Genomic DNA, 24563 nt, shown 5'->3' with positions numbered 1-24563 from the left:
TCATTCTCCATGTTTATTATATAGAAGGATATCCTTTTATGGCAAACCTTCTTTGGACAGGGGTGGGTTTTAGTTCATTAGACCTTGTTCATACGCATAGCTAGTGAGCTGGACGCGATTTTCTAAATGAAGCTTTCCTAAAATGTTCTTTAGATGGCTTTTTACCGTATGTTCAGAGATATATAGGTGGGTTGAAATATCCCGGTTTGACATGCCCTTTGCCACAAGCTGTAAAACCTCTAGTTCTCGTACGGAAAGCGGCGTCTCCTGAGTAGCTTTCTTTTGCGGAAACTCATTTAAAATACGAAACGCAATTTCTTTTGACATTGGCACCTCATCTAAGGCAAAGGCACGTAAGTATTCAATCCACTCATCAGATTGAATGTTTTTTAATAAATAGCCCTGTGCACCTTTTTTCAAAGCATCAAATAAATCCGTAATATCATCAGACACCGTCATCATGACAATTTTAATAGACGGGAATTGTCTCTTAATGACCTTAGTAGCTTCAAGACCATCCATAACGGGCATTTTGATATCCATTAAAATGAGATCTGGCAACCATTCCTGAGCAAATTGAATCGCTTCTTTACCATTTTTAGCTTCTCCAATAATAATAAACTCTTCATGCTCGGCTAAAATGTCTCGGATTGCTTCTCGTGCATGGGGATGGTCATCTACAACAAGCAGACGAAAAGTATCCATTTATGCTTCCTCCTTTTGAATTCGAACGATTGTTTGTTGTTGTTCTTTTTGAACCGTCAGGACCCAGTTCATTTCAGCTGCGCGACTTTGTAGAATTTGCAGACCAAACCCGTGCGCTTTTGTCGTTTCCTTTGCGAATCCAATGCCCTCATCACGCACCTCACACAGCCAACCAGACGATGTTTCACGAGCCAAAATCCAAATTTTATCCGTTTTTGCATGCTTCACCACGTTAATTGTGGCTTCTTTTATGCAAGCAAACAACTCCACTTTCTCTTTCGTCGTCAGTCGCTCTTCCGAAAGGTGCCACTGAAAATCAACATTCATCTGATAATTGGTCTGTAGCTCAGCTAAATAACGAGAAATGGTGTTTCTCCACTTAAATTCTTCGCTATCTGGAATCTCTTTTAAATTGGTAATGGATTGGCGAATATCTTCATGTACGTGCTGAATCGTCTGCTTCATTTTTTGAAAGTCTTCTTTTGATTCCAAGTCATATTGACGACCGAACTTGTTGACTTTTACAGAAAGAAGGAAAAGCGACTGAGCAATGCCGTCATGAAGTTCACGTGCCAGCTTTTCCCGTTCTAATAACGCTGCCTTTTTCGCGCGTTCACGGCGTAGCTCCTCCTGCATTTTCTCTAACAGGGAGAACAAGCGAAGCAAAAAGATAATCGTTACGGTGAAAACAATAACGGGAGATAAAAAGTTTCCAACCTCCATCGACAAGTAGGGAAGTAAAAATGCGTGCCGACTGTATTCCCAGACGCCAATTGTAATGGTAGGGAGAATTAAAATAAGCCATTTTATTTGTTTGTAGCTCATATGTTCACCTTTTTCTAGTCTCACTTTACAGCAAAGTTATTCCGTGTGTATAAAATCGTCTTTAGTTTATCACTTGTCCACGTTTTCGTCATAGTTTTTCAAGAAAATCCCCCATTCGAGTTATTGTCGATGCTCTATTTCGGATTTTATAATGAACACACATAAATCGAAACGACTAAAAATTTAGGAATGGAGCGAGGAAAAAACATGATTAAAACGAAATATCTCACCTATTTAAAAGAAAAAGGATGTAACTGTACGCCACAGCGAACGATGATCTTATCGTATTTAAATGATTACGGAGATACGTTTATTTCGCTCAGAACCATGATGGAAAATATAAAAAAACAGAATCCTCACATTACCTACCGTACCGTTCAGCGAAATATTTACTTGTTTGTTGAGATCGGATTACTCACTACAATGATTATAAATGGGCAAGAAGGCTTTCGCTTAAATCTTTGACCTTTTAACGCTAATCCTCCTATATAATGGTAGATAGGGAGGCGAGAACATGTACATACCTAAGTATTTTAAAATGAACGAAGAAAAAGAGCTTTTTCAATTTATGAATGATTACAGCTTTGCAACCGTCATTTCTATGCACGAAGGGGTGCCCACTGCAACGCAATTGCCACTTGTAATTGATGAAGACAATAGACAGCTATACGGTCATTTCGCACGGGCGAATGGACAGTGGAAGGATGCAGAAAATCAAGAGGTGCTTGTACTTTTTCAAGGACCACATGCTTATATTTCACCTTCGTGGTATGAGTCCACACAGGCAGTTCCGACGTGGAACTATGTAGCCGTTCACGTGTATGGAACGTTGAAGATGATGGAAGATGCTAACGACGTAGCTTCGGCACTATCTGACATGGTGTCAGTGTATGAAAGTCCGACAAGTACATATCGCCTTGAAGAGGCGGGGGAAGACTACTTGCACGGTCTTCAAAAAGGAATTGTTGGATTTCACATTTCCATCGAACGAATTGAAGGGAAAGAAAAGCTTAGCCAAAACCACTCCGTTGACCGGCAAAAACGAATTGTTGCGGCATTAGAGAAACAACCTTATGAAGACAGCCATAAAATTGCGGAACGGATGAAGAAAAAAATTCAATATAACGAATCAAAAGACAGAGAGCGCTAGGACTCTCTGTCTTTTGGATTTAGAAAAGAAGAGGTACGATGAGCCAGTTTGACAGCATGACCGATCCGATTGCCCCTGCGATCACAAAAATAATATGTACATTCAATAAACCAAGCAAAATCGCTACAATACCACCAATGATGCCAACGAGCTGATGATCGGGGTTGACGGACATAATGCCAGGAAAGATGAGGGCACCTAAAGCAGCGTAGGGAATCGCCTCTAGCCACTTTTTCATCCACGTTGGAAATGCAATTTTGCTCATTAACACAGCAGGTAACAAGCGCGGAATTAACGTAGCAATAGACATGCCGATAATGACGATCCAAATCATTCGGTTCCCCCCCTTGTTAGAAGCATGCCAATGGCTCCTCCAAGGATTGTTGCCAAAACGATTGACCATCCACTGCTTAACCACATGGAAAAGAAGAGGTTGAGCAGCATGCTACAAATCGCAATGACACCATAGCGCCATTCTTTCTTTACGGACGGAACAAGTAGTCCGATGAACATGGCATACAACGCAATTCCCATGCTATCACTTAAACTTTTCGGAAAGAAATCGGCTGCTAGACTGCCAATGACTGACCCGAATACCCAAGAAGCACAGGATGCGGTCATGATTCCAGCGAAAAAATAATAACTTCGTTTTTTTGCGGCCTGCTCCTGATGAAGTGCTGCCATAGCAAAGGTTTCATCCGTTAGCAGAGCAGATAAGCCTAACTTCCAGTGAAACGGCGTTTTCTCGAGTATGTTCATCAAGGATAAATTCATAATAAAATGGCGGAAATTTAAAATGAACGTTGCAAATATAATTTCAAACGCACCTGTTCCAATGGAAAGCATATTGACCGCCATAAACTGACTAGCTCCAGCAAAGACGAGTAAACTCATCATACCCGTTTCAAAAACCGGGATGCCAGCTTGCTTCGCCAAAAGACCAAAAGTGAGCGCGATCGGAATATAACCGATCACGATGGGAAGAGCGGTTGCGACACCTTTTCGATACATCGATAGAGAGGATGAAGTTACCGGTGGTGCTAGTTTAGCCGTAGGCTGCATTTTATCACGCTCTTTCCTGTGTTTTTATACGTTCATCCCATTCACGTGCTAAAATGCCATACACCACCAAATCGTGAAAATGATCATAGAGATATTCACCGTCACGAATAATTCCTTCTTGGACAAGACCTAATCGTTCAGGAATCGCACGACTTTTATGGTTGTGAACGCCACAGCGAATTTCAACACGGTTCAATCCATACTCTTCGAACGCATACCGAAGCATGCCGCTCACTACTCGAGTCATGATTCCTTTTCCTTGAAAGCCTTCACCAAGCCAGTACCCAATCGTTGTTTTATGGTTTTGCCAGTCAAGCGCATGAAAGCCGGCTAGCCCAGCAATCTGACCATTATAGCTAATCGCTGCCTGAAACCCATCATTATTCGTAAATTGATCAAGCCAGATGTTAATAATTCCGTGGTAGTCTTCAGGGCACGTCATATTATCTACCCAAGGTAGCCACTCGCGTAGGTAATCCCTTGAACGATTCATGAGATTAAATAGTTCTTCCGCATCCTCTTTTTGAATAAGTCGCAGTGAAATTTCGTTGTCAATGACATAATTAAACATTTCCTTTGAACCTCTTTTCTTTTCTTTGATTTGTTTATCAATTATAATTATTTTGAAGATTAAGGAAAAGTCTTTTTTTTGTTGAATACCATTTACTTTTATAAATGGACGAAAGCCAACCTTTATTGTTGTGCATAATAGGGGGAGGAAAGCTTTTCTTACTTGAGAAGGCGAACGGCCTTTACATACTGTTTTAGCTTTACTACATAGAGGGGGACTTACGGATGACAAAACAGGTAGAACTAGTAGTGGACGCGCATGCAACATTAGGAGAGGGACCGTACTGGGACTTAGAAACGCAGCAACTTTATTGGGTAGATATTGAGGAGAAAAAGCTGAATTTGTTTACTCCGTCAACAGGAGAAAATAAAACATATCCTGTAGGAGAATTGGTAGGAGCCGTTGTAACGAGAGAAAAAGGTGGGGTTGTACTAGCGATGCAAAATGGCCTTCATTTTTTTGATGTAGAAACAGGGGAATTTACCTTTTTACATGATCCAGAATCACATATCGAAAACAATCGTTTTAATGACGGGAAATGTGACCCTGCAGGGCGGTTTTGGATCGGGACAATGGATATTAATGATACAGAAGGAAAAGGTAGTCTATACTGTTTGGATGTGAATCAAGAACTGACAAAGAAGCTCGACAATGTGAGTATTTCAAACGGACTAGCATGGTCTCCAGATCAAAAAACGCTTTACTACATTGATACGCCCACTCAGCACATCTTCAAATTTGATTACGATGTGGAATCAGGTGAGATCAGTAATCGTAAGGCTATTATTGATTTTACAAATATTGAAGGGTCACCTGATGGAATGACGATTGATGCTGAAGGAATGCTTTGGGTTGCTCATTGGGGAGGTTCACGTGTATCGAGATGGAATCCTCATACAGCCACTCTGTTAGAAGAGATCGCTGTACCATCTTTAAATGTAACCGCTTGTACATTTGGCGGGGAGAATTTGGACGAGCTTTACATCACAACCGCACGAATCGGTACAGAAGAGGATGTACTTGCTACGTTTCCTCATGCAGGTGGACTTTATAAAGTGAAGCCTGGTGTTAAAGGAATGGCGCCGTTTACCTATAAGGGATAACAATGATCGAAGAGCCAGAATTTTTTTCTGGCTTTTTTCGATTGTCTTTTTACCCTCATTACATATTTATGACCACAAGCGTACACGTTAATAGGGTAGAGGTGGTTAAAATGAAACACACGCGTTTGTTTTTAATCTGTGCTTTGATTCTCCCTTGGCTAACGCTTCCGTTGCTTGGGAAAAGTGCATTTAAAAAATACCTTCCCGCGACTATTCTTATTAGTATCGTAACAAAATGGTTAAACATCTATGCGAAAAAAAGAAAGTGGTGGGCTTTTTTTGAAAGCTTTCCGAAAAGAACGAGCGGCGAAGATCTTTGGATTATCGGACCTTACTTTTTCACATCGCTATGGGTATTGAAAAAAACTGCTCACAGCTTTCCGTTATTTATAGCGGTTAACTTGTGCATTCATTTGTTCTTCACGTACACATTTGATCCGCTTCTTCGAAAGCTGGGAATTTTTTCGTTAGTTCGCCTTAAACGGGTACAATATATATGGATGCTAATGGGCCGAGCTCTTTTGCTCTATGCGTTTCAGTTCTGTATCGACCGCTTAAAAAAACCGACTGTCAACGAAACGATCAGGTAAATTGCTTATGAAAAGCAATTTACCTTTTTATGTTTTCGTCTTCATGAAAATGGTGGAAATATGGTACGATACTAGAAAGCGCAACATCTTAGGAGGTGGAGGGAATGGTAGCAAGAAATTGTTTACCTGATACTCAAACAACTCATGCAAAGCCTATACGAAAAGGCGATACTTTGCATGGGGTGGATGTTAACGAATTTATCGCCCAATACATGTAACGTCTCATTTCTACTAGGCTTTGCCCCTTATTTCATTCGCACTACAAAATAAGGAGCTGGCAGAAATGAAACATGTAAAAGCAGCTACGGTGCTGCCTGAGGAGTTAATTTTAGAAATTCAACAATATATTCAAGGTGAGACCATTTATATTCCAAAGCTAGAAAAGGTACGGGAGAAATGGGGGTCTCGTTCAGGTGAACGTCAGCGGATCGACGAACGGAACGAGGCGATTAGAGAAGCCTTTCAAAATGGAGAGAAAATTGCTCAGTTGGCAGATGACTATTTTCTTTCCGTTGAAACCATTAAAAAAATTGTTTATACGAAGACGTAGTCATGGAGGCAGAGAGAAATCTCTGCCATTTCGTGTTAGGTAGTCTTTTTTTCTAAAGTGTTCTCGGTATATACGAAATAAAACAAGCGGGATAAAATAAAAACGAAAAGAACGTCAGGGAGTGAATCATATGGAACCATTTATCCGCAGTGATCAATTTCATTTTATAAAAAGACAAGCACAGATCTTAATTAACGGTCATAGTAGCGTGAATGACCGAAATGTATTACAGGCATTGAAGGGATTATCTAGTGACAAAACGTACGGACGATTTGAAGATCTTACAGATGAACAGAGAGCGTTATTAGAGCCGATTGCATCAGTACATGACAAGACGAGCGCGGAGCTGTTTTTAGAAAATATAAAAGCGTTTGTGATTCCATTTAAAACGGTGACCCAAGATCATGTAAAACGACTTTTTCCTAAGGTGAAAAAACTAAAAGTACCTTCCTTACATGAAACGGATTTAAGAGAATTAACGTATTTGAGCTGGGAAGACAAGGGAACAAATCGAAAATATATCGTAACGGAACGAAACGGAAAACTAAGCGGCGTTTACGGAACGTTTACACCGATTCACCAAAAGGGAATTTGCGCGATTTGCAACGGCCTTGAAGAAGTAGGAATGTTCCTTTCTGAAACAAAGGGAGCTGTACAGGGAACGTTTACGAAACGAGGAAATTATATATGCCAGGATTCTGACATTTGTAACCAGAACCTCGTGGATTACACAGAACTTCATGATTTTATCGATCATATTCAAAAGAAGTAGTGCTCATTCTAGCGGATGAGCTTTTTCTTTTTTCTACTTTTCTCCGCGCGTGCTAGAATAAGAGCAATAGATAGAGAGGAGATTCACCATGAAGAATGTCTTAATCGTTGATGATGAACCAAAAATTCGAGAAGTAGTTGCATCCTATTTGCAAAAAGAAGGGTTTCAAACGCTAGAAGCAGAAACAGGAAGAGAGGCAATTAGCAAAAGCAATCAAGCAGACTTTATTATTTTAGACCTAATGCTACCTGATCTTTCAGGAGAAAACGTTTGTCAGACGATTCGACGTCAGTCTTCTGTTCCCATTCTCATGCTAACGGCCAAAGTAATGGAAAATGAGCGTATTGAGGGTCTAACGGTCGGAGCGGATGATTATATGATTAAGCCTTTTAGTCCAAGGGAATTGGTGATGCGCGTTAAAACCATTTTACGCCGTTCGACTGAAGGAGAGCTCTTAGCAGAAATTTTGTCATATACAGGTGGGCTTACGATACATACAGGAAAAAAAGAAGCGTATGTTGAAAAGGAACGAGCAGGGCTTACGCCAAACGAGTATAAGCTCCTTGTATTCATGGCACGAAATCCCGAACGGACATTTTCACGAGATGAATTAATCGAGAGAGTGCTCGGAATAGACTTTGAAGGTGACAGCCGAACGATTGATCAACATATTAAAAATTTACGTCATAAAATTGAGCAAAATCCAAAAGAGCCCGTATATATTTTAACAACGTATGGAATGGGCTATCGATTTTCTGGAGGAAAGGTAGGTTGAGCGGCCTGCACCTACGTATTACAAAATATTTTGTCATAAGCGCTTTTTGTATCCTTTTTCTTGCAAGTGCAATTATTGCTATTGAGATTCATTACCACCTTGCTATGTTTCAAAATGAATCCGCTCACAGTCAAGCAATGAATCCTCTTAGCCATCATTTAGAGAGAGCACTGCTATCATCGCTTCTCTATACAGTCATCGGGGTGTTTCTGCTTGTGATGATCGTCAGCTACTTTGTCGCGAAAAAAATGTCTACTCCTCTCGTTCGAATGAGATATGCGGCTGAACAAATGGCGGGTGGAAATTGGGAAGTTCGAACGGAAATGAGGGGGGATGACGAAGTCAGTGAGTTAGGGAAATCACTCAACCAACTAGCAGAGCAGCTTCAAGCACAAGAATCGGTAAGGAAACAAATGACGTCTGATATCGCGCATGAACTGCGAACGCCGCTTTCAACTCTTAAAAGTCACATGGAGGCATTTGAAGATGGGGTGTGGGAGCCTACTGCTGAAAGACTCAGTTCTTGTACAGAAGAAATCAATCGTTTGATTCATCTGATTGAAGACTTTGACCGGCTGAACGATGTGGAGGCGCCACAATTTACGTTGCAGAAGGAGCACATCGATATAAGCGGTATTATTATGAAGGCTATAGAAGCCGTTCAGGCTACTGCTATTCAAAAAAATATCAAGATCCAAACGAAACTACATCCGTTTTTTCTGGCAGCTGATCGTGAACGAATGATTCAAGTGCTATTAAATATCCTTACCAATTCCCTGGCCTATACGCCAAGAGGTGGACAAATAGAAGTGGCAGTAGAAGAAAAAAGTGGGTATGCTCTATTGTCCATCCGAGATAACGGAGAAGGCATGAGCAAAGAAGGTGTTCAGCGAGCATTTGAGCGATTGTATCGCGATGATCCGTCTCGAAACCGGCGCTCAGGTGGAAGTGGACTCGGTCTTTCTATCGTAAAGCGTTTAGTAGAAGCACATAGCGGAGAGGTATGGATTGAAAGCAGTAAGGGTGAAGGAACAGCTGTTTTTATCACTCTCCCCCTAGGTAAAGGTTAAAACGGAAAGGAAGAATGTGAAATGGATTCTGTCAAGTTCGTTCATAACTACCGACACGATCAAGCGCTAAGAGATAGTTTTAATGCATTAGCCACAAAAACGTTTGGACTCAATTTTGAAGCCTACTATCAGCACGGCTACTGGTCTGAACGATACAATCCGTATTCATTGGTCAATGAAAGTGGAGAAATAGTTGCAAATGTTTCAGTGAACAAGCTAACTCTTCTTATACATAATAAAGAAACACAAGCGATTCAAATTGGGACAGTCATGACAGACGAACAATATCGGCACAAAGGCTATTCAACTTGGCTCATGAAAAAAGTAATGGAAGATTTCGCTCATGTGGACGTTATGTATTTGTATGCAAATCAAAGCGTATTAGACTTTTATCCAAAGTTTGGCTTCCTTCCGAAACAAGAAACGCTGTATACGTATCCTGTTGTAAAAAGAGAGGTTGAATCGAGTGCGCCTAAAAAACTAAGCGGTCACAGTGCAGCAGATCGGCATCTTATTTATCAAAAAGCACAAAATCGCTCAGCTATTTCGACGTGCTTCAGCACCGTTCATGCAGCTGAACTAGCCATGTTTTATTGTCTCTACGTTTTTCCAGATCACCTCTATTACATAGAGACAGAGGACGCCATTGTCATTGCACAGCATGAAGGGGTCTGTTCTACATCTGTTTGATATGATTTCAGAACAGAAAGTTGATCTAGAAACGGTAATTCATAGCCTAGTATTAGAGAATACGACCAAGGTTATTTTACATTTTACACCAAGTGATGATCTAGTGTGTGAAAAGGAAGTATACGAAGATTCAAACGTTCTATTTGTCCGTCAAGAGGGTGAACTATTTCCCAAGGAATTCAAGCACCCAATGACATCACAGGCCTAACAAATAAATTATTTTATGCCCCTATCCATTTCTTTTGACAAATAGTAAAATAATGGTAAAAGGGGTGAGGGGTATGTTTTTTCGTTATTTTATCGGAAGCTCTATTTGCTTTCTCGTATTCATATTTTTGTTGCAGGTATCGAGTTTGTTTGATTTTTATAGTCTTACCTTTTATGGGCTACCACTGGTGTACATGACAACCTTATTAACGACTGCTATGTATTGGTTAATCAAGCGTTACGTAACCCATTGGAGCTACGTATGGCACTGCATCATTTTCGGTATCGTGGTTTCTGTTCTGTTTGGGCGCTTTTTCTTTGAACACCCACTCAAAGATTGGTTTGTCGAGCCCATTGCTTATTATATTATTATGGCGGCGGTGGTTTTCTCATTAGGGAAGTTCATTCCATACAGAACCGCTCTGACACCCGTTTTATTTTTACCTGTGGTGATTGGGCTATGCACGTTGCTTTACCCGATGTTTGTAGGATAAAAAAATAGGAGGATGTATGGATACTTTTTACTATGAGTTTGAACATCCAGAATGCAAGAACGTAGATCAATTCAAAAAGCATCACACGAGAGAAGCTGTTCGAGCAGCGATCTTGCACAACGGTCAAATCTTAATGGTTCATTCAACGTTTGGAGATTATAAATTTCCTGGCGGTGGGCGTGATGGAGGCGAAGAGCAGGAAGAGGCACTACGCCGAGAAATCGAGGAAGAGACCGGATACAACGATTGCCGCGTTCAACGCTATGTGGGAACGATCATTGAGCGAAATCCCGATGATTATGCAGTGGATGCGCTATTTGAAATGACATCTCATTATTATTTGTGTGAATTGTTGACGGAAAAGATGGGGTCTCAGCAATTAGATGACTATGAGGCAGAGCAAGGATATACGCCTAAATGGGTCACGCTAGACGAAGCGATTGAGCAAAACGAACGTCTACAGACTCAACATGACTGGATACAGCGAGAAACGTTTGTTTTAAAGAAGCTAAAAGAAGCGTTTCCTCATTATTAAACAAAGAGCCTAGCAGTTACGCGAGGCTCTTTGTGTTTGTTTTCTTATGCGACTTCATGTCCTAGTGAACTTGTCCAAATGTCAAACCACTGCTCACGCGTTAAGTTAATGTTTAATGCTTCTACAGCACTCTTTACGCGCTCAATTTTACCTGAGCCGACGATTGGCATAATGTTCGCTGGGTGACGAAGCAGCCATGCATACATGACTTGATCAATGCTTGCGGCGCCAACTTCACCGGCGATTTTTTCAAGCGTTTGACGAACGCGTGTAGATCTTTCATCATCACCGCTGAAAATACGTCCACCAGCAAGAGGAGACCATGCCATTGGTGCAATACGTTTTTCTAAGCACTTATCAATTGATCCGTTATGGAATTCTTCTAAGTGCGTAACAGAAATTTCAATTTGATTTGTCACAAGCGGCTCATCTAAATAAGAGCTCAGCATATCAAACTGTGAAGGAAGGAAGTTAGACACGCCAAAGTGTTTTACTTTCCCGTCTTGCTTCAGCTGACGAAACGCTTCTGCTACTTCAGCTGAGTCCATTAATGGATCAGGACGGTGAATAAGAAGAACGTCAATGCTGTCCACACCTAATTTTTTAAGAGAGTTTTCTGCTGACCAAATAATATGTTTTTTACTTGTATCGTAATGTTTGATTCCATGCTCTGGACGCTGATCAGAAAGTAATTTAATATCACATTTCGTCACAAGCTCCATTTTCTCACGAAGCTCTGGCTTAAGCGCTAATGCTTTTCCGAATAGCTCCTCACATGAATAATCACCGTAAATATCGGCATTATCAAACGTTGTAATTCCTAGCTCTAGGCACTGCTCAAGTAGTGCTAGCGTCTCTTGATCAGATTGCTTCCAATCCGCTAGACGCCATAGACCGTGAATAATTCGTGAAAATTGCAAATCCTCTTTTAATTGTACGCGTTCCATTGTTCATTCCTCCTTAAACTTTACAACCGTTTGTGTTCGAATCATAATAGATGTAGTCATTTACTAATGAAACATCATACGAACGTTTCCAACGACTAGTATAGTATAAGTAGGTCGGGAAGAAAATAACTGAAAATTTTTTAAGCTAGTTACCAAAACGTAACTAGCCCCTATATAGGAGGACAAAGCGTGGCTGCTGATTTAAATCATTACCCTATTTTAACCGAAGAAGAAGAGCAGGATATTTCTTGCTCAGTTGAAGAAGTCATTAATGTATTAGGGGGTAAGTGGTCCTTTCATGTACTAAAAGAATTGTTTGATGGGACGAGACGATTCGGAGAAATTCGCAAATCCATTAAAGGAATTAGCCCGAAAGCGCTCACAGATACGCTTAGGCATTTTGAAGACAACGGAATTGTCGAGAGAGAAATTCACGCAACGGTTCCTGTAACGGTTGAGTATTCGTTAACCGATAAAGGTGCTTCGCTAAATTTGGTCCTTAGAGAAATGAAAATATGGGGATCAAAATGGAGCGTAAAATAAAAACGAAATTTGTGGTTTTAATTCCAAAAAGGCGGGAAAGAAACTACTAGCATACTGAAACACTCCGCACACACTTGACCCCCCTCACTTGTTGCGGATCACCTTCCTGTCGTACCTGGTGCATTTATGAGCATCGGGTACTTTTTTTTGCTTTCACAATTATTTCACAAAACGTTAACAATGATTAAACAGTTTAAAGTTGCAAATGGTTTTTATATCCCTTATATTTATCACAGGTGACCAATCGGTCGATAAATACGACCAACCGATCGGTCGGAAAAATAAAACGTAGGTACAGAGGAGGACAAAATGAATTTTTTAACACGCTTTAGTTTAAAAAATGCGGTGGCCGTGTTTATCATTTCATTTTTACTCATATTAGGCGGTTTATATTCCTTTTCAAAGCTGAAGGTAGATTTACTTCCGAATATTGAGTTTCCACAGTTGTCTGTAGAAGTGACTTATCCTGGCGCTTCTCCAGAAGATATTAATGAACAGGTGACCTCGAAATTAGAGGACAAATTTAAGGGGATTGAAGGCGTTAAGAAAGTCCAAAGCTCATCTTATGAGAGCGTGGCGATTATTAATCTAGAATTCCCATTCAATACTGATATGGATGAGGTTGAGCAGCAGGTTAATAGCAATATTGACGATGCATCTCTTCCTGAAGACGTAAACGCGAAGGTAAACCGATTCTCATTCGGTGCACTTCCTATTTACAATATCTCTTTATTTGCTAAAGGTGATACAGATCTTCAAAAGGTGATTGAAGATGATTTAACACCAGAACTAAATAAAATTGAAGGTATTAATAGCGTTTCAACGGGTGGATTAAAAGAACAATTGCTTCAAATCACCGTTGATAAAGACAAAGCAGCAAAAGCTGGGTTATCTTTAAACGATATTAAAGATCAGCTGAAAAGCAAAGACTTATCGTTCCCAGCAGGTAAAGTTCAAGAAACAGAAACAGAAATTCCAATTCGCGTGCAAGAGAAAGTAGACGAAGTGGCGAAGCTGAAGGAATTAACGTTCAAATCAGCTGTTATTCCAAACGCACCGCCTGTGAAGCTTTCTGATATTGCTAAAATTGAAGAAGTAAGTGATCAATCACAATTAACTCGCTATAACGAAAAAGACTCTTTCTCAATGGCGATTACGAAAAAGCAAGATGCTAACACTGTGCAAGTAGCAGACGAAGTAGTAAAAGTATTAAACAAGTACGATAACAAACTAGATTACAAAATTGGGTTTGATTCTGCACAGGGAATTAAAGACTCTGTTGAAACATTAGTACGTGAAGGGTTGCTTGGTGCGGTCTTCGCATCACTTGCGGTTCTACTTTTCTTACGTAACATACGCGCAACGATTATTGCGATTATTTCGATTCCACTGTCCTTACTTGTGTCATCGATTTTCTTGCAGCAGCTCGATATCTCACTGAACATTATGACGCTCGGAGGTATGGCAGTTGCCGTAGGACGCGTTGTGGATGACAGTATCGTAGTAATTGAAAACATCTTCAGACGCGTTCGTCGTGCTGAAACAACCATTAACAACGAGATTGTCCTAGAGTCGACAAAAGAAATTTTAAAGGCGATTACGTCTTCAACGATTACAACGGTTGTTGTATTCTTACCGCTTGGATTTGTTGGAGGAATTACGAGTGAGTTCTTCCTACCGTTTGCCCTAACGATTGTATTCTCGCTTATTACATCGTTACTCGTAGCGGTAACTATTGTTCCAATTTTAGCGAAGTTCTCATTTAAGAAAGTTCCTGCTGAAGAAAAAGAAGGGGCACTGCAACGAGGCTATGCTAAAGTAATCAAGTGGTCATTAGGTCACAAGTGGATCGTTCTATTGGTATCCATTCTGCTCCTAGTTGGATCATTTGCGTTTGTTCCAAAGCTTGGATTTACGTTTATTCCAAATGAAGAGCAAAAAACGCTCGTGGCATCTGTTGAGCTACCTGGTTCAACACCGCTTGAGAAAACGAACAACGTGTCTCTGAAACTAGAAGAGATGTTTGGAAAAGAAAAAAATATTAAAGAAGTAACAGCAGACGTTGGTGGCCGAAACTTTATGACAGGCTTACAGCGCCAAAATCAAGCAAACTATTTTATTACGTTAAAAGACAACGTTGATACTGGTAAGTATGTGGAACAATTACAGAAGAAAATGGACGACATCGCATCGGCAGAGTCTAAAAAAGCGCTCGTAGGCGTTCAGGAACAATCTTCTGGTGGACCACCTACAAATGATAACGTGGATATTAATCTGTATTCTTCTAACTTAGATTCTCTTCAAAAAGCATCTAAAAAAGTAGAAGATTACATGAATGAAAACAAAGAATTGAAGAACATTTCCAATAACTTCTCAGATAAACAGCGTCAGGTGGTTATTGATATTGATCCTCAAAAAGCGGATCAATACGGCGTATCAGGCATGCAAATTCTTGGTACTATTGCCGATCAAACACAGCCTGCTGATGTAGGGAAACTAACATTAGACGGAAAAGAACGTCAAGTACAGCTTTCCTACAGCAAAGACGTAACGTCTGTTGATCAGCTAAAAGATACGCAGCTATTTACAGCGAAAGGGCCGATTCCTATTAGCGAAGTAGCGGATATCCAAGAAAAGGATACGTTTACCGCGATTCAAAAACTAGATGGAAAAGTATTTGCTCAAGTATCTGCTCAAGTAACAACGGATAACGTTCGTCAAACAACGAATGATGTTGTAGAAGGCGTGAAGAAATTAGATCTGCCAAAAGATGTATCACTTGAAGGTGGCGGCGGTAGTGAAGAAACCGTTAATACGTTCAAAGACCTTGGCCTCGCGATGATTGTAGCTATTGGTCTGGTGTACATCACAATGTTAATTACGTTCGGTAAAGCTCGTATACCGTTCATTATCCTATCATCGCTCATTTTCGTACCAATCGGTGCACTTCTATTCCTAGTGATCGTTGGGGAACCATTATCTATTAGCGTTATGATTGGATTCCTGATGCTAATTGGAATTGTAACAACGAATGCTATTGTATTAGTAGACCGCGTTGGTCAAAACCGTGAAGAAAAAGGAATGACCATTGACGATGCGTTAATTGAAGCTGGTAAAACTCGCCTGCGTCCGATTTTAATGACTGCTTTTGCGACGATTACTGCGCTTATTCCATTAGCACTTTCTACGTCATCTGGTACGCTTATTTCCAAAGGATTAGCGATTACGGTTATTGGTGGATTGGTATCATCAACACTTCTAACCTTGATTATTATTCCGGTTATGTACGAAATCTTCTTCCGCAGACAAGTGAAGAAAGAACGTCGTATGCTAAAACGACAATGATGTAACCTATGAACGAGGAGCTGACTTAAAAGGCATACGATCTTTTAGGTTGGCTCCTTTCTCTCTAAAGAAGTGAGGTGTAACGATGAGCCGAAAAATCCAAATTTTAGAGGAAGCAATGAAGCTATTTGCTGAAAAAGGCTATCACGCCGCAAGCATGCAAGAAATTGCGGAGCGAAGCGGAATTGCGAAAGCATCCATCTATAATTATTTTAAATCGAAAGAAGAAATGGCGATTTCCATTTTTCGCTATCACTACGAAGTGTTGTTTAAGAAAATATCTGAAATTGGCGAAGATGAAGACTTAACGCCTCGTGAGCGATTCATTCGACAATTAACGGTGCAGCTTCAGGAATTTAATCGACACAAGCATTTTGTCCGCATGAGAATGGGAGAACAGGCGCTTCGAGTAAATGAGGAATTGAGCAAGGTGGTCGCAAATATTCGCTCTGAAACGATGAAATGGTACTGCAGTCAGCTTTTAGAGATATACGGTGAGTCTCACAAGCAGTATGTTCTAGACTGTGCGACAATGCTCAACGGAATGATGAAGGAATACCTGTTTTACATTTTTATGGATGATAAAAAGCTCTCTCTAGAACGTATTCCATCTTTTATGTTAGACCGTTTAGACTCTGTTATGCATGGATTTAAAGAGGCGGACGAACCGCTTTTAAGCTTTGAGCTAATGAAAAGCTTTTTTGAGGAGGAACAGCAGCCACCTACACCGTTTCACCAAATGCTTCAAACGATCGCAGACTTTGAACAATTTCTTGTCAATCAACCCGACTATAGTGAGGGCATTGAGCGAGTGTACGTTTCCCTTCGTGCTCTTAGGGAGGAGCTTCAAAAAAAAGAGCCGAAAAAGGTTATTATCGAAGCACTTGTAAGCTTATTATCGAGCTACGATGTAAAAGGAATACAAACGTATATACAATTACTTCACAAGCAGATTTCCGCCTTATAACCATTAAAAATAGCCGAAAAGGGCTATTTTTTTTATCCCTGCGTTTCTTTTTTAATATTTTTCATACATTCGACTTAATTTTTATTAACTTTCTAAAAAAAATGACGAAAAAAAAGGAGTAAGGTCTATTTTTGTGGAAATAGTTTCTAGGTCTTATGGATAAAAAATGGTAAAAAGGAACAGGGAAAGGAAGTTACATATGAAAAAGAGAACGGCAGGAGTTCTTCCCGTTGTTTTTGCTTTAATGCTTGGAACATTCTCCAATCTAACTGTTAAAGCCGAAACAACGTTTGTGGATGTCCCAAACAACCATCGAGCAGCAAAAGAAGTAAATTTTTTAGCTGAAGGGGGCATTTTGAATACGTCAAGTAACCGTTTGAACCCTGATGAAACCATCACGAGAGCAGAAGCAGTAGTAATTATCGGAAAAGCAACACAGCTTGACGGCACACAGCGTCAGACAAAATTTTCTGACGTGCAGGCAAGTGCAAAGGAAGCAGGCTATATTCAGTCGGCATATGAGAAGCACTATCTGAGCGGCTATGCAGACGGAACGTTTAAACCGGAGCAAAAGGTATCACGTGGTGAAATGGCGTTACTCATTTCGCGCGCATTTAATTACGGCGCAACCAATACCGGAAGTGCAAACCAAGCGTTGCTTTCAAAAAAGATCTCCACAGGGCTTGGAAACGGCCAGTTTGGTGGAAATGAGCTCATTAAGCGCGCTGACTATGCGGTCTTTATCGCCCGTGCCATTAATTCATCGTTCCGACCAGGGTACGCAAAATCATTCCCGCAGCAGGGGAAGGTAACGGCAAGTGCTTTAACCGTCCGTACAGGTCCTTCCACTCAATACGGGAAGATTACGTCTGTAGGAAATGGAACAATGCTTAAAATCGATCACTTTGTTGGAACATGGGCAGAAGTGGTCGATGATAAAAACTCATTTGCAGGTTTCGTGTCGTCTTCTTATTTAGCGGTCACATCGACAAACGGCGGAGGAGCAACCGATCCGAATCAGCCTGATCCGAATCCGACAAAGCCTACGACTCCTAGCCCTGTGTTAAATCCACTGGCGAATAAAAAAATCATTATTGATCCAGGTCATGGTGGAAAAGATACGGGAGCAATTGGGAACGGGATGAATGAAAAAGACATCGTGTTAGATGTTGGACTAAAGGTACAGCAAGTGCTTAATCGCATGTCTGTTCCAAGCTATTTAACGAGAAGCACGAATGTGTTTATTGAGCTAAAAGATCGACCGATCATTGCGAAGCAGCAAAAGGGAGATATTTTTGTCAGCATTCACATTAACTCCAGTGCAAAACCCGAGTCAGGAACTGGGATTGAAACGCATTACTATGCAGGGGCAACAAATCCGTATAATGCCCAAAGCAAGCTGCTTGCACAGTGTATTCAAAAGCGCTTAGTAGAAGAGTGGAAATTAGCTGATCGTGGAATACATCCGACGAATTTGTATGTAAATAAATACAATTCAATGCCTGCCGTATTAGCAGAGCTTGGCTTTATTAACAATTCAACGGATGCGGCGAAGCTAAAGTCTGACTACTGGCGTCAAAAAGACGCAGAAGCGATCGTACTTGGCATTCTAGACTACTACAAAGCAAATAAAATTGACGTATCTTCTTTATATCCACTTGTTCGTCAATAACGTAAAAACCTGAGATGATTCCATCTCGGGTTTTTTATTGTGTTAAATAATCAGAAAATAAAAATATTTTTTAATTCATCGTTGACAGGTAGGAATTGTGGGTTTAAGATAGAGAAAAGATAAAACAGAGCGAAAAGGAATATTTTTCAAGGGAGATGAAAGCATGACGACTTACTCAATTATTCAAGGTGCTGAGCCAATTTTTATAAATGGTAATGAAACGGGTGTTTTAGTGATTCATGGATTTATGGGCACACCACAAAGCGTTGAGTTTCTAGCGCAGTCGTTCGGAGAGAAGGGATATACGGTATATGCACCGCGGCTAAGCGGTCACGGGACGCATTACAAAGATTTAGAGACGTATTCGTTCCAAGATTGGATCGGGGATGTTACACAGGCGTATCGTCATTTGAAAAAGCAGTGCGCACGCGTATTTGTCGTCGGGCAATCCATGGGCGGAGCGCTTACGTCTTATTTGGCAAGTAAGTTTTCATCTATTTCAGGAATTATGCTTATTAATCCGGCCATTTCTTCTATTCCATGCATGGAGGGATATACAACGGAGACGTGCGAGCGCTATATACTGGAAGGGGCACCTGATATTAAAAAACCAGACGTTTATGAAATTACGTATGATTATGCGCCTACCGCTTCTATTAAACAATTATTCTCCTTAATGAAGTTTGTGAGGTCTTCATTATCGCAGATTACGTGTCCAGTCATTTCATTTGCATCCCTTGAGGATCACGTTGTTCCTGCGACAAATACGGATTATCTGCTTGAACAAACGCGCGCCGTCCAAAAAACGAAAGTAACGCTTCGCAATTCGTACCACGTGGCATCAATGGACTATGAAAAAGAATTGATTGCTGCGCGATGTATAAGCTTTATTCGTACCATATGTCGAAGTGAAGCGCTTGTCTTCCCAACATCGATCGCCCAGTAATGAATCTTACGAGAGGGCTTACCTCTTAAAAAGGAGTTCCATTCATGGGTAAAATTTTTCAGGAAGCCGTTGAAATGAGCCGGAAATGCCTCATTCAAAAACTTTTATTTTTAGGAGTATACCGACCAGATGATCCACTCATCTACTCCCAAACGCTCAGTGACTTGGAGCGTGATTACAAAATTGCCTTAGAAAAAAAAGGATCTACAAACCAACCTATCTTATAGACAGTTACAGATCAGCAAGAGATTTGAAGACTGCTCATCTAACGTGCAGTCTTTTTTTCTATAAAAACAACTAACATTGGGGGAATTCGAATGAGACGAAGACAGACAAAATGGCTGAAATTTGCTTCTATTATGGCTCTAAGCACGGTGTTACTATCTGCATGTGGAAGCAGTGAGTCCTCGTCAGGTTCTAAAAATGATTCTAAAAAACCTGTGGAGCTATTAAACGTTTCCTATGATCCAACGCGAGAATTATACCAAGACTTCAATAAAGAATTTACTGAATATTGGAAAAATAAAACTGGTCAGACCGTAACGGTGAAGCAATCCCACGGTGGGTCAGGAAGTCAGGGGAGAGCTGTAATCGACGGCTTACAGGCAGACGTGGTCACCTTGGCGCTTGCGTATGACATCGATGAAATTGCGAAAACGCGTCACATTCTCCCTGAGAATTGGCAAACGAAATTAAAAGATAATTCGACGCCGTACACATCTACAATTGTTTTTTTAGTACGAAAAGGGAATCCAAAAGGAATTAAAGATTGGGACGATTTAACGAAAAAAGGCGTCTCAGTCATCACACCAAATCCAAAAACGTCAGGAGGAGCTAGATGGAACTATTTAGCTGCTTGGGCGTATGCAGATAAACAAGACGGAGGCAAGGAGAAAGAAACAAAAGCCTTTATGAAAAAGCTCTATCAAAATGTAGAAGTATTGGATTCAGGTGCTCGTGGTGCTACCACTACTTTCGTAGAGCGTGGTATCGGAGATGTATTAATTGCATGGGAGAATGAAGCACTGCTCACTCAACAAGAGCTTGGAAAAGATAAGTTTGATATCGTTGTTCCATCCCTCAGCATTCTAGCGGAACCTCCCGTTGCGGTTGTAGACAAAAATGCCGAGAAAAAAGGAACGAAAAAAGTAGCAAAGGCTTATTTAAACTATCTCTATACGGAGAAAGGGCAAGAAATTGCGGCAAAGCATTTTTATCGCCCGCGAAACGAGAAAGTCCTTGCCAAATATAGTGATGTATTCCCGAAAGTTGATCTCGTTACGGTAGATAAAGAATTTGGAGGTTGGAAAAAGGCGCAGGCGAAACATTTTGATGATGGTGGCACGTTCGATGACATTTATCAACCGAAATAAGCTTACACAAAATAGGAGGAAGGGAGAAAGGATGCTTTCTTTCCTTTCTTTTCTACATAACGAGGTGACGATATGAAACAAACGCAGCCAAAGGTTTATAAATTACCGGGATTTGGCCTTTCAATGGGATATACGGTTTTATATATCAGTCTCATTGTCCTTTTGCCTCTTACGATGGTGTTTTATCACACTGCCCAAATGGGATGGACGGATTTTTGGCAAGTTGTGAGCAATCCAAGAGTAGTAGCTTCCTATCGATTGAGCTTCGGAACAGCGTTTATTGGTGCCTGTATAAACGCTATATTCGGCGTTCTGATTGCATGGGTTCTCGTACGCTATTCGTTTCCAGGAAAGAAATTAATTGATGGATTAGTTGATTTGCCTTTTGCTCTTCCTACGGCAGTGGCAGGTATTACGCTCACAACCCTTTATTCACCGCACGGCTGGCTAGGACAGCTAGTCGGATTTAAAATTGCTTTTACGCCTATCGGAATTGTCATTGCGCTTACCTTTATTGGGCTTCCATTTGTTGTACGTACGGTTCAGCCTATTTTAGAAGGGCTCGAACAAGAAGTAGAAGAAGCATCACAAAGCTTGGGCGCAACCAATTTCCAAACGTTTGCAAGGGTCATATTTCCTCCTCTCATACCAGCCATCTTAACCGGGTTCTCGCTTGCCTTCGCACGCGCAATTGGTGAGTACGGATCCGTTGTTTTTATTGCGGGGAATATGCCGATGAAAACAGAAATTACGCCGCTAATCATTATGACAAAGCTTGAGCAGTATGATTACACAGGGGCTACCGCTATTGCGACCGTTATGCTGCTTATTTCATTTCTGCTTTTATTAGTCATTAATCTTATTCAGCGCTGGACGCACAAACGTTACGGAGGTGCAGCATAGTGGCAGGTCACGTACCTTTATCTCATACGACAAATACAGCAACAATAAAAACAAAGAAAAAAGCAAATCCTGTGCAATGGCTGCTTATTACGATCGCCTTATTATTCTTGGCACTGTTTCTTATTGTGCCACTTGTAGCCATCTTCACAAAAGCACTGGAAAAAGGCTGGGGAGTATATCTAGAAGCGATTACGAACCCTGATGCGCTTTCTGCCATTAAGTTGACGCTCCTAGTAGCATTAATTTCAATTCCGCTCAACGCCTTGTTTGGAATTGCAGCAGCATGGGCGATTACAAAATTTCAGTTCAAAGGGAAAAATATCTTACTGACGCTTATTGACCTTCCAGTAGCCATTTCGCCTGTTATTGCGGGATTAATTTTCGTTCTTCTATTCGGTGCACAAGGTCTTTTTGGCGAATACCTCCTAGATCATAACATTCAAATTATATTCGCTGTGCCAGGCATCTTACTTGCGACGTTATTCGTCACATTTCCATTTGTGGCGCGTGAACTAATTCCACTTATGCAAGCGCAGGGAACGTCTGAAGAAGAAGCGTCTACCATTTTAGGAGCAAGTGGATGGAGAACGTTTTGGCATGTGACGCTTCCTAATATTAAATGGGGATTGCTGTATGGATTAATTTTAGCAAATGCGCGTGCTATTGGAGAATTTGGGGCCGTATCGGTTGTATCTGGTCATATTCGTGGAGAAACAAACACGATGCCACTTCATATTGAAGTCCTCTACAATGAGTATCAGTTTTCAGCAGCTTTTGCCGTTGCCTCGCTCATGTCGATCATCGCCATCTTGACTCTGATCGCTAAAAATATAATCGAATGGAAAACAAAACGAGTTGTTGCTTATGACGAAGGGGAGAGCGAAAGATGAGTATTCAAATACGAAACATTTCAAAAAACTTCGGATCTTTCAAAGCGTTACAAAATATAGACTTAACAATTAAAAGGGGTGAATTGGTTGCATTATTAGGTCCGTCAGGTTCAGGGAAAACATCGCTTCTTCGAATTATCGCAGGTCTAGAATCAGCAGATGAGGGCACGATTTTATTTGATGACCGCCCAACCCACTCATTAGAAGCGAACGAACGGCAAGTGGGGTTTGTATTTCAGCACTATGCCTTGTTCCGTCATATGACTGTATTTGATAATGTCGCGTACGGATTAAAGGTTCGACCGCGAAACGTCCGTCCCTCAAAAGCAGAAATAAAAGCAAAAGTTGAAGAGCTCTTATCGCTTGTTAAGCTTGATCATTTGGCTAGCCGCTATCCAGATCAATTATCCGGCGGCCAAAAGCAGCGGGTTGCGCTTGCACGAGCGCTTGCGGTCGAGCCAAAGGTTCTTCTATTGGATGAACCATTTGGTGCATTGGATGCGAAGGTGCGAAAGGAGCTTCGTAGATGGCTTCGTAAGCTTCATGATGACTTTCATATTACGAGTATTTTTGTGACCCACGATCAAGAGGAAGCATTAGACGTAGCAGATCGAATTGTAGTGATGAATGAGGGGGCGATTGAGCAAATTGGGTCTCCAGAAGAAGTGTATGATCATCCACAAACACCATTCGTCTACAACTTTTTAGGAAACGTAAACCTCTTTCACGGACGTTTGGAAAAGGGACGACTTCATCACGGGTCTATTCAAACCACTCTGTCAGATAATCACCTTGAAACGTCCGGAGATGCGACTGGATATGTGCGACCTCACGATTTAAAAATCACCCGCAATAACGAACATACAGAGCGAATTTTAGCACGTGTCTTTCATGTTCATGCGATTGGTTCAGTCGTGCGAGTGGAGTTAAATCGCCTAGACAATAATGAATTTTTAGAAGCAGAACTAACAAAGGATGAAGCAAGGGAATTGAACCTATCAGTTGGAGAAGAGGTGTATGTTCTTCCAAAACAATTAAAAGTGTTTGTTCCAGAAGACTTTTCGATTTAATGATGCGGTCTTCTTCTGCAGAAAGGAATCTTTACTAGATTCCTTTTTTTGTATGCGAAGGAAGAATGTTAAAAGAAGAAATAGTTGAAATGATCAATACGTGGATTGTACAGTAGAGAAATCGGGAAAAGAATCGTAGGAGGTTTCCCATGAAAAAATTCATTCCGATTCTCGCCTTGATCAGCTTGTGGTCCATCGCTTGGATAACAGCCGATCGATATCATATAACGATAAATGATGTTCAACATTGGATTCGCCATCAGCACGATTACGCATATCTATTGTTCGTCCTCGCGTTCTCATTTCGAATTTTATTATTTATTCCTAGCTCCCTATTTATTATTATGGGAGGAATGCTGTTTTCTCCTGTTGAAACAATTATTATGACCATCATCAGTATGGGCATTACAGAAAGCATCATTTATCTGCTTGGCAATCATTACGCAAGAACAGAAGTGTTTGTACGTTTAAAGCGCAAGTACCCCAAGCTTTTTCAGAAACTGAAGGGGAAACATTGGCCGTTATTTTTTATTATGTCGAGCCCGGGAGCGCCGACTGATGCAGCCTGTTTTCTAGCTGCTTCTCTTCAAATGCGATATCCCTCGTACATTTTAATGGTTGGTCTTGCAAGCATACCGATGGCCACCCTGTACTATTACTTTGGTCGCTTGCTGTTAAAGTTTCCGCTCGTTACATTTTCTGCTTCGGCGCTTGTCTTTCTTTTTGTTATCTTCTTTCTTTGGATCAAGCGAAGAATGGCTCAGCAACGTACGCTTTTGCATCACTCCAAATAAAATACCCGAATCCC

At 40.9% G+C, this 24563-nt stretch carries 29 protein-coding genes; 23 read left to right on the top strand and 6 right to left on the bottom strand.

Annotated features, from left to right (window positions below):
- Window positions 1-69: 69 nt before the first annotated feature.
- Both IE339_RS14905 and IE339_RS14900 read right to left on the bottom strand, forming a co-directional pair.
- Window positions 70-705, bottom strand: coding sequence for a response regulator (locus tag IE339_RS14905; RefSeq protein WP_242168739.1), 636 nt, complete (start codon window positions 703-705; stop codon window positions 70-72).
- Window positions 706-1530 (bottom strand): sensor histidine kinase, encoded by an 825-nt coding sequence (locus IE339_RS14900; RefSeq protein ID WP_242168737.1) that lies wholly within the window; start codon window positions 1528-1530, stop codon window positions 706-708.
- Window positions 1531-1737: 207 nt separating this feature from the next.
- Here IE339_RS14900 and IE339_RS14895 point away from each other — a divergent pair, with 207 nt between their 5' ends.
- Both IE339_RS14895 and IE339_RS14890 read left to right on the top strand, forming a co-directional pair.
- Complete coding sequence (locus IE339_RS14895; protein WP_242168735.1) at window positions 1738-1995, top strand: transcriptional repressor; 258 nt, start codon at window positions 1738-1740, stop codon at window positions 1993-1995.
- A gap of 49 nt (window positions 1996-2044) precedes the next feature.
- Complete coding sequence (locus IE339_RS14890) at window positions 2045-2680, top strand: FMN-binding negative transcriptional regulator (RefSeq protein WP_242168732.1); 636 nt, start codon at window positions 2045-2047, stop codon at window positions 2678-2680.
- 19 nt (window positions 2681-2699) lie between these two features.
- On the opposite strand, the gene IE339_RS14885 is transcribed toward IE339_RS14890, so the two are convergent.
- The 3 genes from IE339_RS14885 to IE339_RS14875 are packed head-to-tail and all read right to left on the bottom strand — an operon-like array spanning window position 2700 to window position 4313.
- Window positions 2700-3014 carry an AzlD domain-containing protein gene (locus IE339_RS14885; protein WP_242168730.1) on the bottom strand — a complete coding sequence of 105 codons (315 nt, stop codon included), beginning with the start codon at window positions 3012-3014 and terminating at the stop codon, window positions 2700-2702.
- Window positions 3011-3742, bottom strand: a complete 732-nt coding sequence (locus IE339_RS14880) for an AzlC family ABC transporter permease (RefSeq protein ID WP_242168728.1) — start codon at window positions 3740-3742, stop codon at window positions 3011-3013. The genes IE339_RS14885 and IE339_RS14880 overlap by 4 nt, the downstream gene beginning before the upstream one ends.
- A 4-nt stretch (window positions 3743-3746) precedes the next feature.
- A complete protein-coding gene (locus tag IE339_RS14875; RefSeq protein WP_242168726.1) occupies window positions 3747-4313 on the bottom strand; it encodes a GNAT family N-acetyltransferase in 567 nt (188 codons plus the stop codon).
- 224 nt (window positions 4314-4537) lie between these two features.
- On the opposite strand from IE339_RS14875, the gene IE339_RS14870 reads away from it, so the two are divergent.
- The 10 genes from IE339_RS14870 (at window position 4538) to IE339_RS14825 (ending at window position 11099) form a co-directional block, all read left to right on the top strand.
- A complete protein-coding gene (locus IE339_RS14870) occupies window positions 4538-5416 on the top strand; it encodes an SMP-30/gluconolactonase/LRE family protein (protein ID WP_242168724.1) in 879 nt (292 codons plus the stop codon).
- A 110-nt stretch (window positions 5417-5526) separates the two neighbouring features.
- Complete coding sequence (locus IE339_RS14865) at window positions 5527-6006, top strand: hypothetical protein (protein ID WP_242168722.1); 480 nt, start codon at window positions 5527-5529, stop codon at window positions 6004-6006.
- Between the two features lie 274 nt (window positions 6007-6280).
- The gene (locus IE339_RS14860) at window positions 6281-6556 is read left to right on the top strand and encodes a CD3324 family protein (protein WP_277933979.1); all 276 of its coding nucleotides are present in this window, start codon (window positions 6281-6283) and stop codon (window positions 6554-6556) included.
- A 130-nt stretch (window positions 6557-6686) separates the two neighbouring features.
- The gene (locus IE339_RS14855) at window positions 6687-7328 is read left to right on the top strand and encodes a FusB/FusC family EF-G-binding protein (protein ID WP_242168718.1); all 642 of its coding nucleotides are present in this window, start codon (window positions 6687-6689) and stop codon (window positions 7326-7328) included.
- Window positions 7329-7416: 88 nt separating this feature from the next.
- Window positions 7417-8103 carry a response regulator transcription factor gene (locus IE339_RS14850; RefSeq protein WP_242168716.1) on the top strand — a complete coding sequence of 229 codons (687 nt, stop codon included), beginning with the start codon at window positions 7417-7419 and terminating at the stop codon, window positions 8101-8103.
- Window positions 8100-9173 (top strand): sensor histidine kinase, encoded by a 1074-nt coding sequence (locus IE339_RS14845; RefSeq protein WP_242168714.1) that lies wholly within the window; start codon window positions 8100-8102, stop codon window positions 9171-9173. The genes IE339_RS14850 and IE339_RS14845 overlap by 4 nt, the downstream gene beginning before the upstream one ends.
- Before the next feature lie 21 nt (window positions 9174-9194).
- A complete protein-coding gene (locus IE339_RS14840) occupies window positions 9195-9863 on the top strand; it encodes a GNAT family N-acetyltransferase (protein WP_242168712.1) in 669 nt (222 codons plus the stop codon).
- Window positions 9826-10071, top strand: coding sequence for a hypothetical protein (locus IE339_RS14835; RefSeq protein WP_242168710.1), 246 nt, complete (start codon window positions 9826-9828; stop codon window positions 10069-10071). The genes IE339_RS14840 and IE339_RS14835 overlap by 38 nt, the downstream gene beginning before the upstream one ends.
- A 73-nt stretch (window positions 10072-10144) precedes the next feature.
- Window positions 10145-10564 (top strand): hypothetical protein, encoded by a 420-nt coding sequence (locus IE339_RS14830; RefSeq protein ID WP_242168708.1) that lies wholly within the window; start codon window positions 10145-10147, stop codon window positions 10562-10564.
- 16 nt (window positions 10565-10580) lie between these two features.
- Entirely contained in the window at window positions 10581-11099 is a 519-nt protein-coding gene (locus IE339_RS14825; protein WP_242168707.1) for an NUDIX hydrolase, read from the top strand.
- A 44-nt stretch (window positions 11100-11143) separates the two neighbouring features.
- Here IE339_RS14825 and IE339_RS14820 read toward each other — a convergent pair whose 3' ends face one another.
- Window positions 11144-12046, bottom strand: a complete 903-nt coding sequence (locus tag IE339_RS14820; protein WP_242168705.1) for an aldo/keto reductase — start codon at window positions 12044-12046, stop codon at window positions 11144-11146.
- 189 nt (window positions 12047-12235) lie between these two features.
- On the opposite strand from IE339_RS14820, the gene IE339_RS14815 reads away from it, so the two are divergent.
- The 11 genes from IE339_RS14815 (at window position 12236) to IE339_RS14765 (ending at window position 24549) form a co-directional block, all read left to right on the top strand.
- Window positions 12236-12589 (top strand): winged helix-turn-helix transcriptional regulator, encoded by a 354-nt coding sequence (locus IE339_RS14815; protein ID WP_242168704.1) that lies wholly within the window; start codon window positions 12236-12238, stop codon window positions 12587-12589.
- Window positions 12590-12898: 309 nt separating this feature from the next.
- Window positions 12899-15934, top strand: a complete 3036-nt coding sequence (locus IE339_RS14810) for an efflux RND transporter permease subunit (RefSeq protein ID WP_242168702.1) — start codon at window positions 12899-12901, stop codon at window positions 15932-15934.
- Between the two features lie 85 nt (window positions 15935-16019).
- A complete protein-coding gene (locus IE339_RS14805) occupies window positions 16020-16901 on the top strand; it encodes a TetR/AcrR family transcriptional regulator (protein ID WP_242168700.1) in 882 nt (293 codons plus the stop codon).
- 199 nt (window positions 16902-17100) lie between these two features.
- Window positions 17101-18573: an N-acetylmuramoyl-L-alanine amidase gene (locus IE339_RS14800; RefSeq protein WP_242168698.1), complete on the top strand. Its 1473-nt coding sequence runs from the start codon at window positions 17101-17103 to the stop codon at window positions 18571-18573.
- A 163-nt stretch (window positions 18574-18736) separates the two neighbouring features.
- On the top strand, window positions 18737-19519 hold the full coding sequence (locus IE339_RS14795) for an alpha/beta hydrolase (protein WP_053401239.1): 783 nt from the start codon (window positions 18737-18739) through the stop codon (window positions 19517-19519).
- 44 nt (window positions 19520-19563) lie between these two features.
- Window positions 19564-19746 (top strand): Fur-regulated basic protein FbpA, encoded by a 183-nt coding sequence (locus IE339_RS14790; RefSeq protein WP_053401238.1) that lies wholly within the window; start codon window positions 19564-19566, stop codon window positions 19744-19746.
- A gap of 90 nt (window positions 19747-19836) precedes the next feature.
- Window positions 19837-20892 carry a sulfate ABC transporter substrate-binding protein gene (locus IE339_RS14785; protein ID WP_242168696.1) on the top strand — a complete coding sequence of 352 codons (1056 nt, stop codon included), beginning with the start codon at window positions 19837-19839 and terminating at the stop codon, window positions 20890-20892.
- Window positions 20893-20964: 72 nt separating this feature from the next.
- A complete protein-coding gene (gene cysT, locus IE339_RS14780) occupies window positions 20965-21795 on the top strand; it encodes a sulfate ABC transporter permease subunit CysT (protein ID WP_242168694.1) in 831 nt (276 codons plus the stop codon).
- Entirely contained in the window at window positions 21795-22685 is an 891-nt protein-coding gene (cysW, locus tag IE339_RS14775) for a sulfate ABC transporter permease subunit CysW (protein WP_053401235.1), read from the top strand. Before cysT ends, cysW begins: the two co-directional genes overlap by 1 nt.
- Window positions 22682-23755, top strand: coding sequence for a sulfate/molybdate ABC transporter ATP-binding protein (locus tag IE339_RS14770; RefSeq protein ID WP_242168692.1), 1074 nt, complete (start codon window positions 22682-22684; stop codon window positions 23753-23755). Before cysW ends, IE339_RS14770 begins: the two co-directional genes overlap by 4 nt.
- A 149-nt stretch (window positions 23756-23904) precedes the next feature.
- On the top strand, window positions 23905-24549 hold the full coding sequence (locus IE339_RS14765) for a TVP38/TMEM64 family protein (RefSeq protein WP_242168690.1): 645 nt from the start codon (window positions 23905-23907) through the stop codon (window positions 24547-24549).
- The last annotated feature ends 14 nt before the right edge of the window (window positions 24550-24563 follow it).

Origin of the sequence: Priestia koreensis (assembly GCF_022646885.1) — a bacterium.
In the GTDB taxonomy this organism is placed as follows: domain Bacteria; phylum Bacillota; class Bacilli; order Bacillales; family Bacillaceae_H; genus Bacillus_AG; species Bacillus_AG koreensis_A.
This window is presented reverse-complemented; position numbering and strand designations above follow the sequence as displayed.

Bases quoted from the DNA above. Each gene is read 5' to 3' on its own strand.
- IE339_RS14905 (WP_242168739.1), bottom strand. From the start codon at position 705: ATGGATACTTTTCGTCTGCTTGTTGTAGATGACCATCCCCATGCACGA.
- IE339_RS14900 (WP_242168737.1), bottom strand. From the start codon at position 1,530: ATGAGCTACAAACAAATAAAATGGCTTATTTTAATTCTCCCTACCATT.
- IE339_RS14895 (WP_242168735.1), top strand. From the start codon at position 1,738: ATGATTAAAACGAAATATCTCACCTATTTAAAAGAAAAAGGATGTAAC.
- IE339_RS14890 (WP_242168732.1), top strand. From the start codon at position 2,045: ATGTACATACCTAAGTATTTTAAAATGAACGAAGAAAAAGAGCTTTTT.
- IE339_RS14885 (WP_242168730.1), bottom strand. From the start codon at position 3,014: ATGATTTGGATCGTCATTATCGGCATGTCTATTGCTACGTTAATTCCG.
- IE339_RS14880 (WP_242168728.1), bottom strand. From the start codon at position 3,742: ATGCAGCCTACGGCTAAACTAGCACCACCGGTAACTTCATCCTCTCTA.
- IE339_RS14875 (WP_242168726.1), bottom strand. From the start codon at position 4,313: ATGTTTAATTATGTCATTGACAACGAAATTTCACTGCGACTTATTCAA.
- IE339_RS14870 (WP_242168724.1), top strand. From the start codon at position 4,538: ATGACAAAACAGGTAGAACTAGTAGTGGACGCGCATGCAACATTAGGA.
- IE339_RS14865 (WP_242168722.1), top strand. From the start codon at position 5,527: ATGAAACACACGCGTTTGTTTTTAATCTGTGCTTTGATTCTCCCTTGG.
- IE339_RS14855 (WP_242168718.1), top strand. From the start codon at position 6,687: ATGGAACCATTTATCCGCAGTGATCAATTTCATTTTATAAAAAGACAA.
- IE339_RS14850 (WP_242168716.1), top strand. From the start codon at position 7,417: ATGAAGAATGTCTTAATCGTTGATGATGAACCAAAAATTCGAGAAGTA.
- IE339_RS14840 (WP_242168712.1), top strand. From the start codon at position 9,195: ATGGATTCTGTCAAGTTCGTTCATAACTACCGACACGATCAAGCGCTA.
- IE339_RS14830 (WP_242168708.1), top strand. From the start codon at position 10,145: ATGTTTTTTCGTTATTTTATCGGAAGCTCTATTTGCTTTCTCGTATTC.
- IE339_RS14825 (WP_242168707.1), top strand. From the start codon at position 10,581: ATGGATACTTTTTACTATGAGTTTGAACATCCAGAATGCAAGAACGTA.
- IE339_RS14820 (WP_242168705.1), bottom strand. From the start codon at position 12,046: ATGGAACGCGTACAATTAAAAGAGGATTTGCAATTTTCACGAATTATT.
- IE339_RS14810 (WP_242168702.1), top strand. From the start codon at position 12,899: ATGAATTTTTTAACACGCTTTAGTTTAAAAAATGCGGTGGCCGTGTTT.
- IE339_RS14805 (WP_242168700.1), top strand. From the start codon at position 16,020: ATGAGCCGAAAAATCCAAATTTTAGAGGAAGCAATGAAGCTATTTGCT.
- IE339_RS14800 (WP_242168698.1), top strand. From the start codon at position 17,101: ATGAAAAAGAGAACGGCAGGAGTTCTTCCCGTTGTTTTTGCTTTAATG.
- IE339_RS14795 (WP_053401239.1), top strand. From the start codon at position 18,737: ATGACGACTTACTCAATTATTCAAGGTGCTGAGCCAATTTTTATAAAT.
- IE339_RS14790 (WP_053401238.1), top strand. From the start codon at position 19,564: ATGGGTAAAATTTTTCAGGAAGCCGTTGAAATGAGCCGGAAATGCCTC.
- IE339_RS14785 (WP_242168696.1), top strand. From the start codon at position 19,837: ATGAGACGAAGACAGACAAAATGGCTGAAATTTGCTTCTATTATGGCT.
- cysT (WP_242168694.1), top strand. From the start codon at position 20,965: ATGAAACAAACGCAGCCAAAGGTTTATAAATTACCGGGATTTGGCCTT.
- IE339_RS14770 (WP_242168692.1), top strand. From the start codon at position 22,682: ATGAGTATTCAAATACGAAACATTTCAAAAAACTTCGGATCTTTCAAA.
- IE339_RS14765 (WP_242168690.1), top strand. From the start codon at position 23,905: ATGAAAAAATTCATTCCGATTCTCGCCTTGATCAGCTTGTGGTCCATC.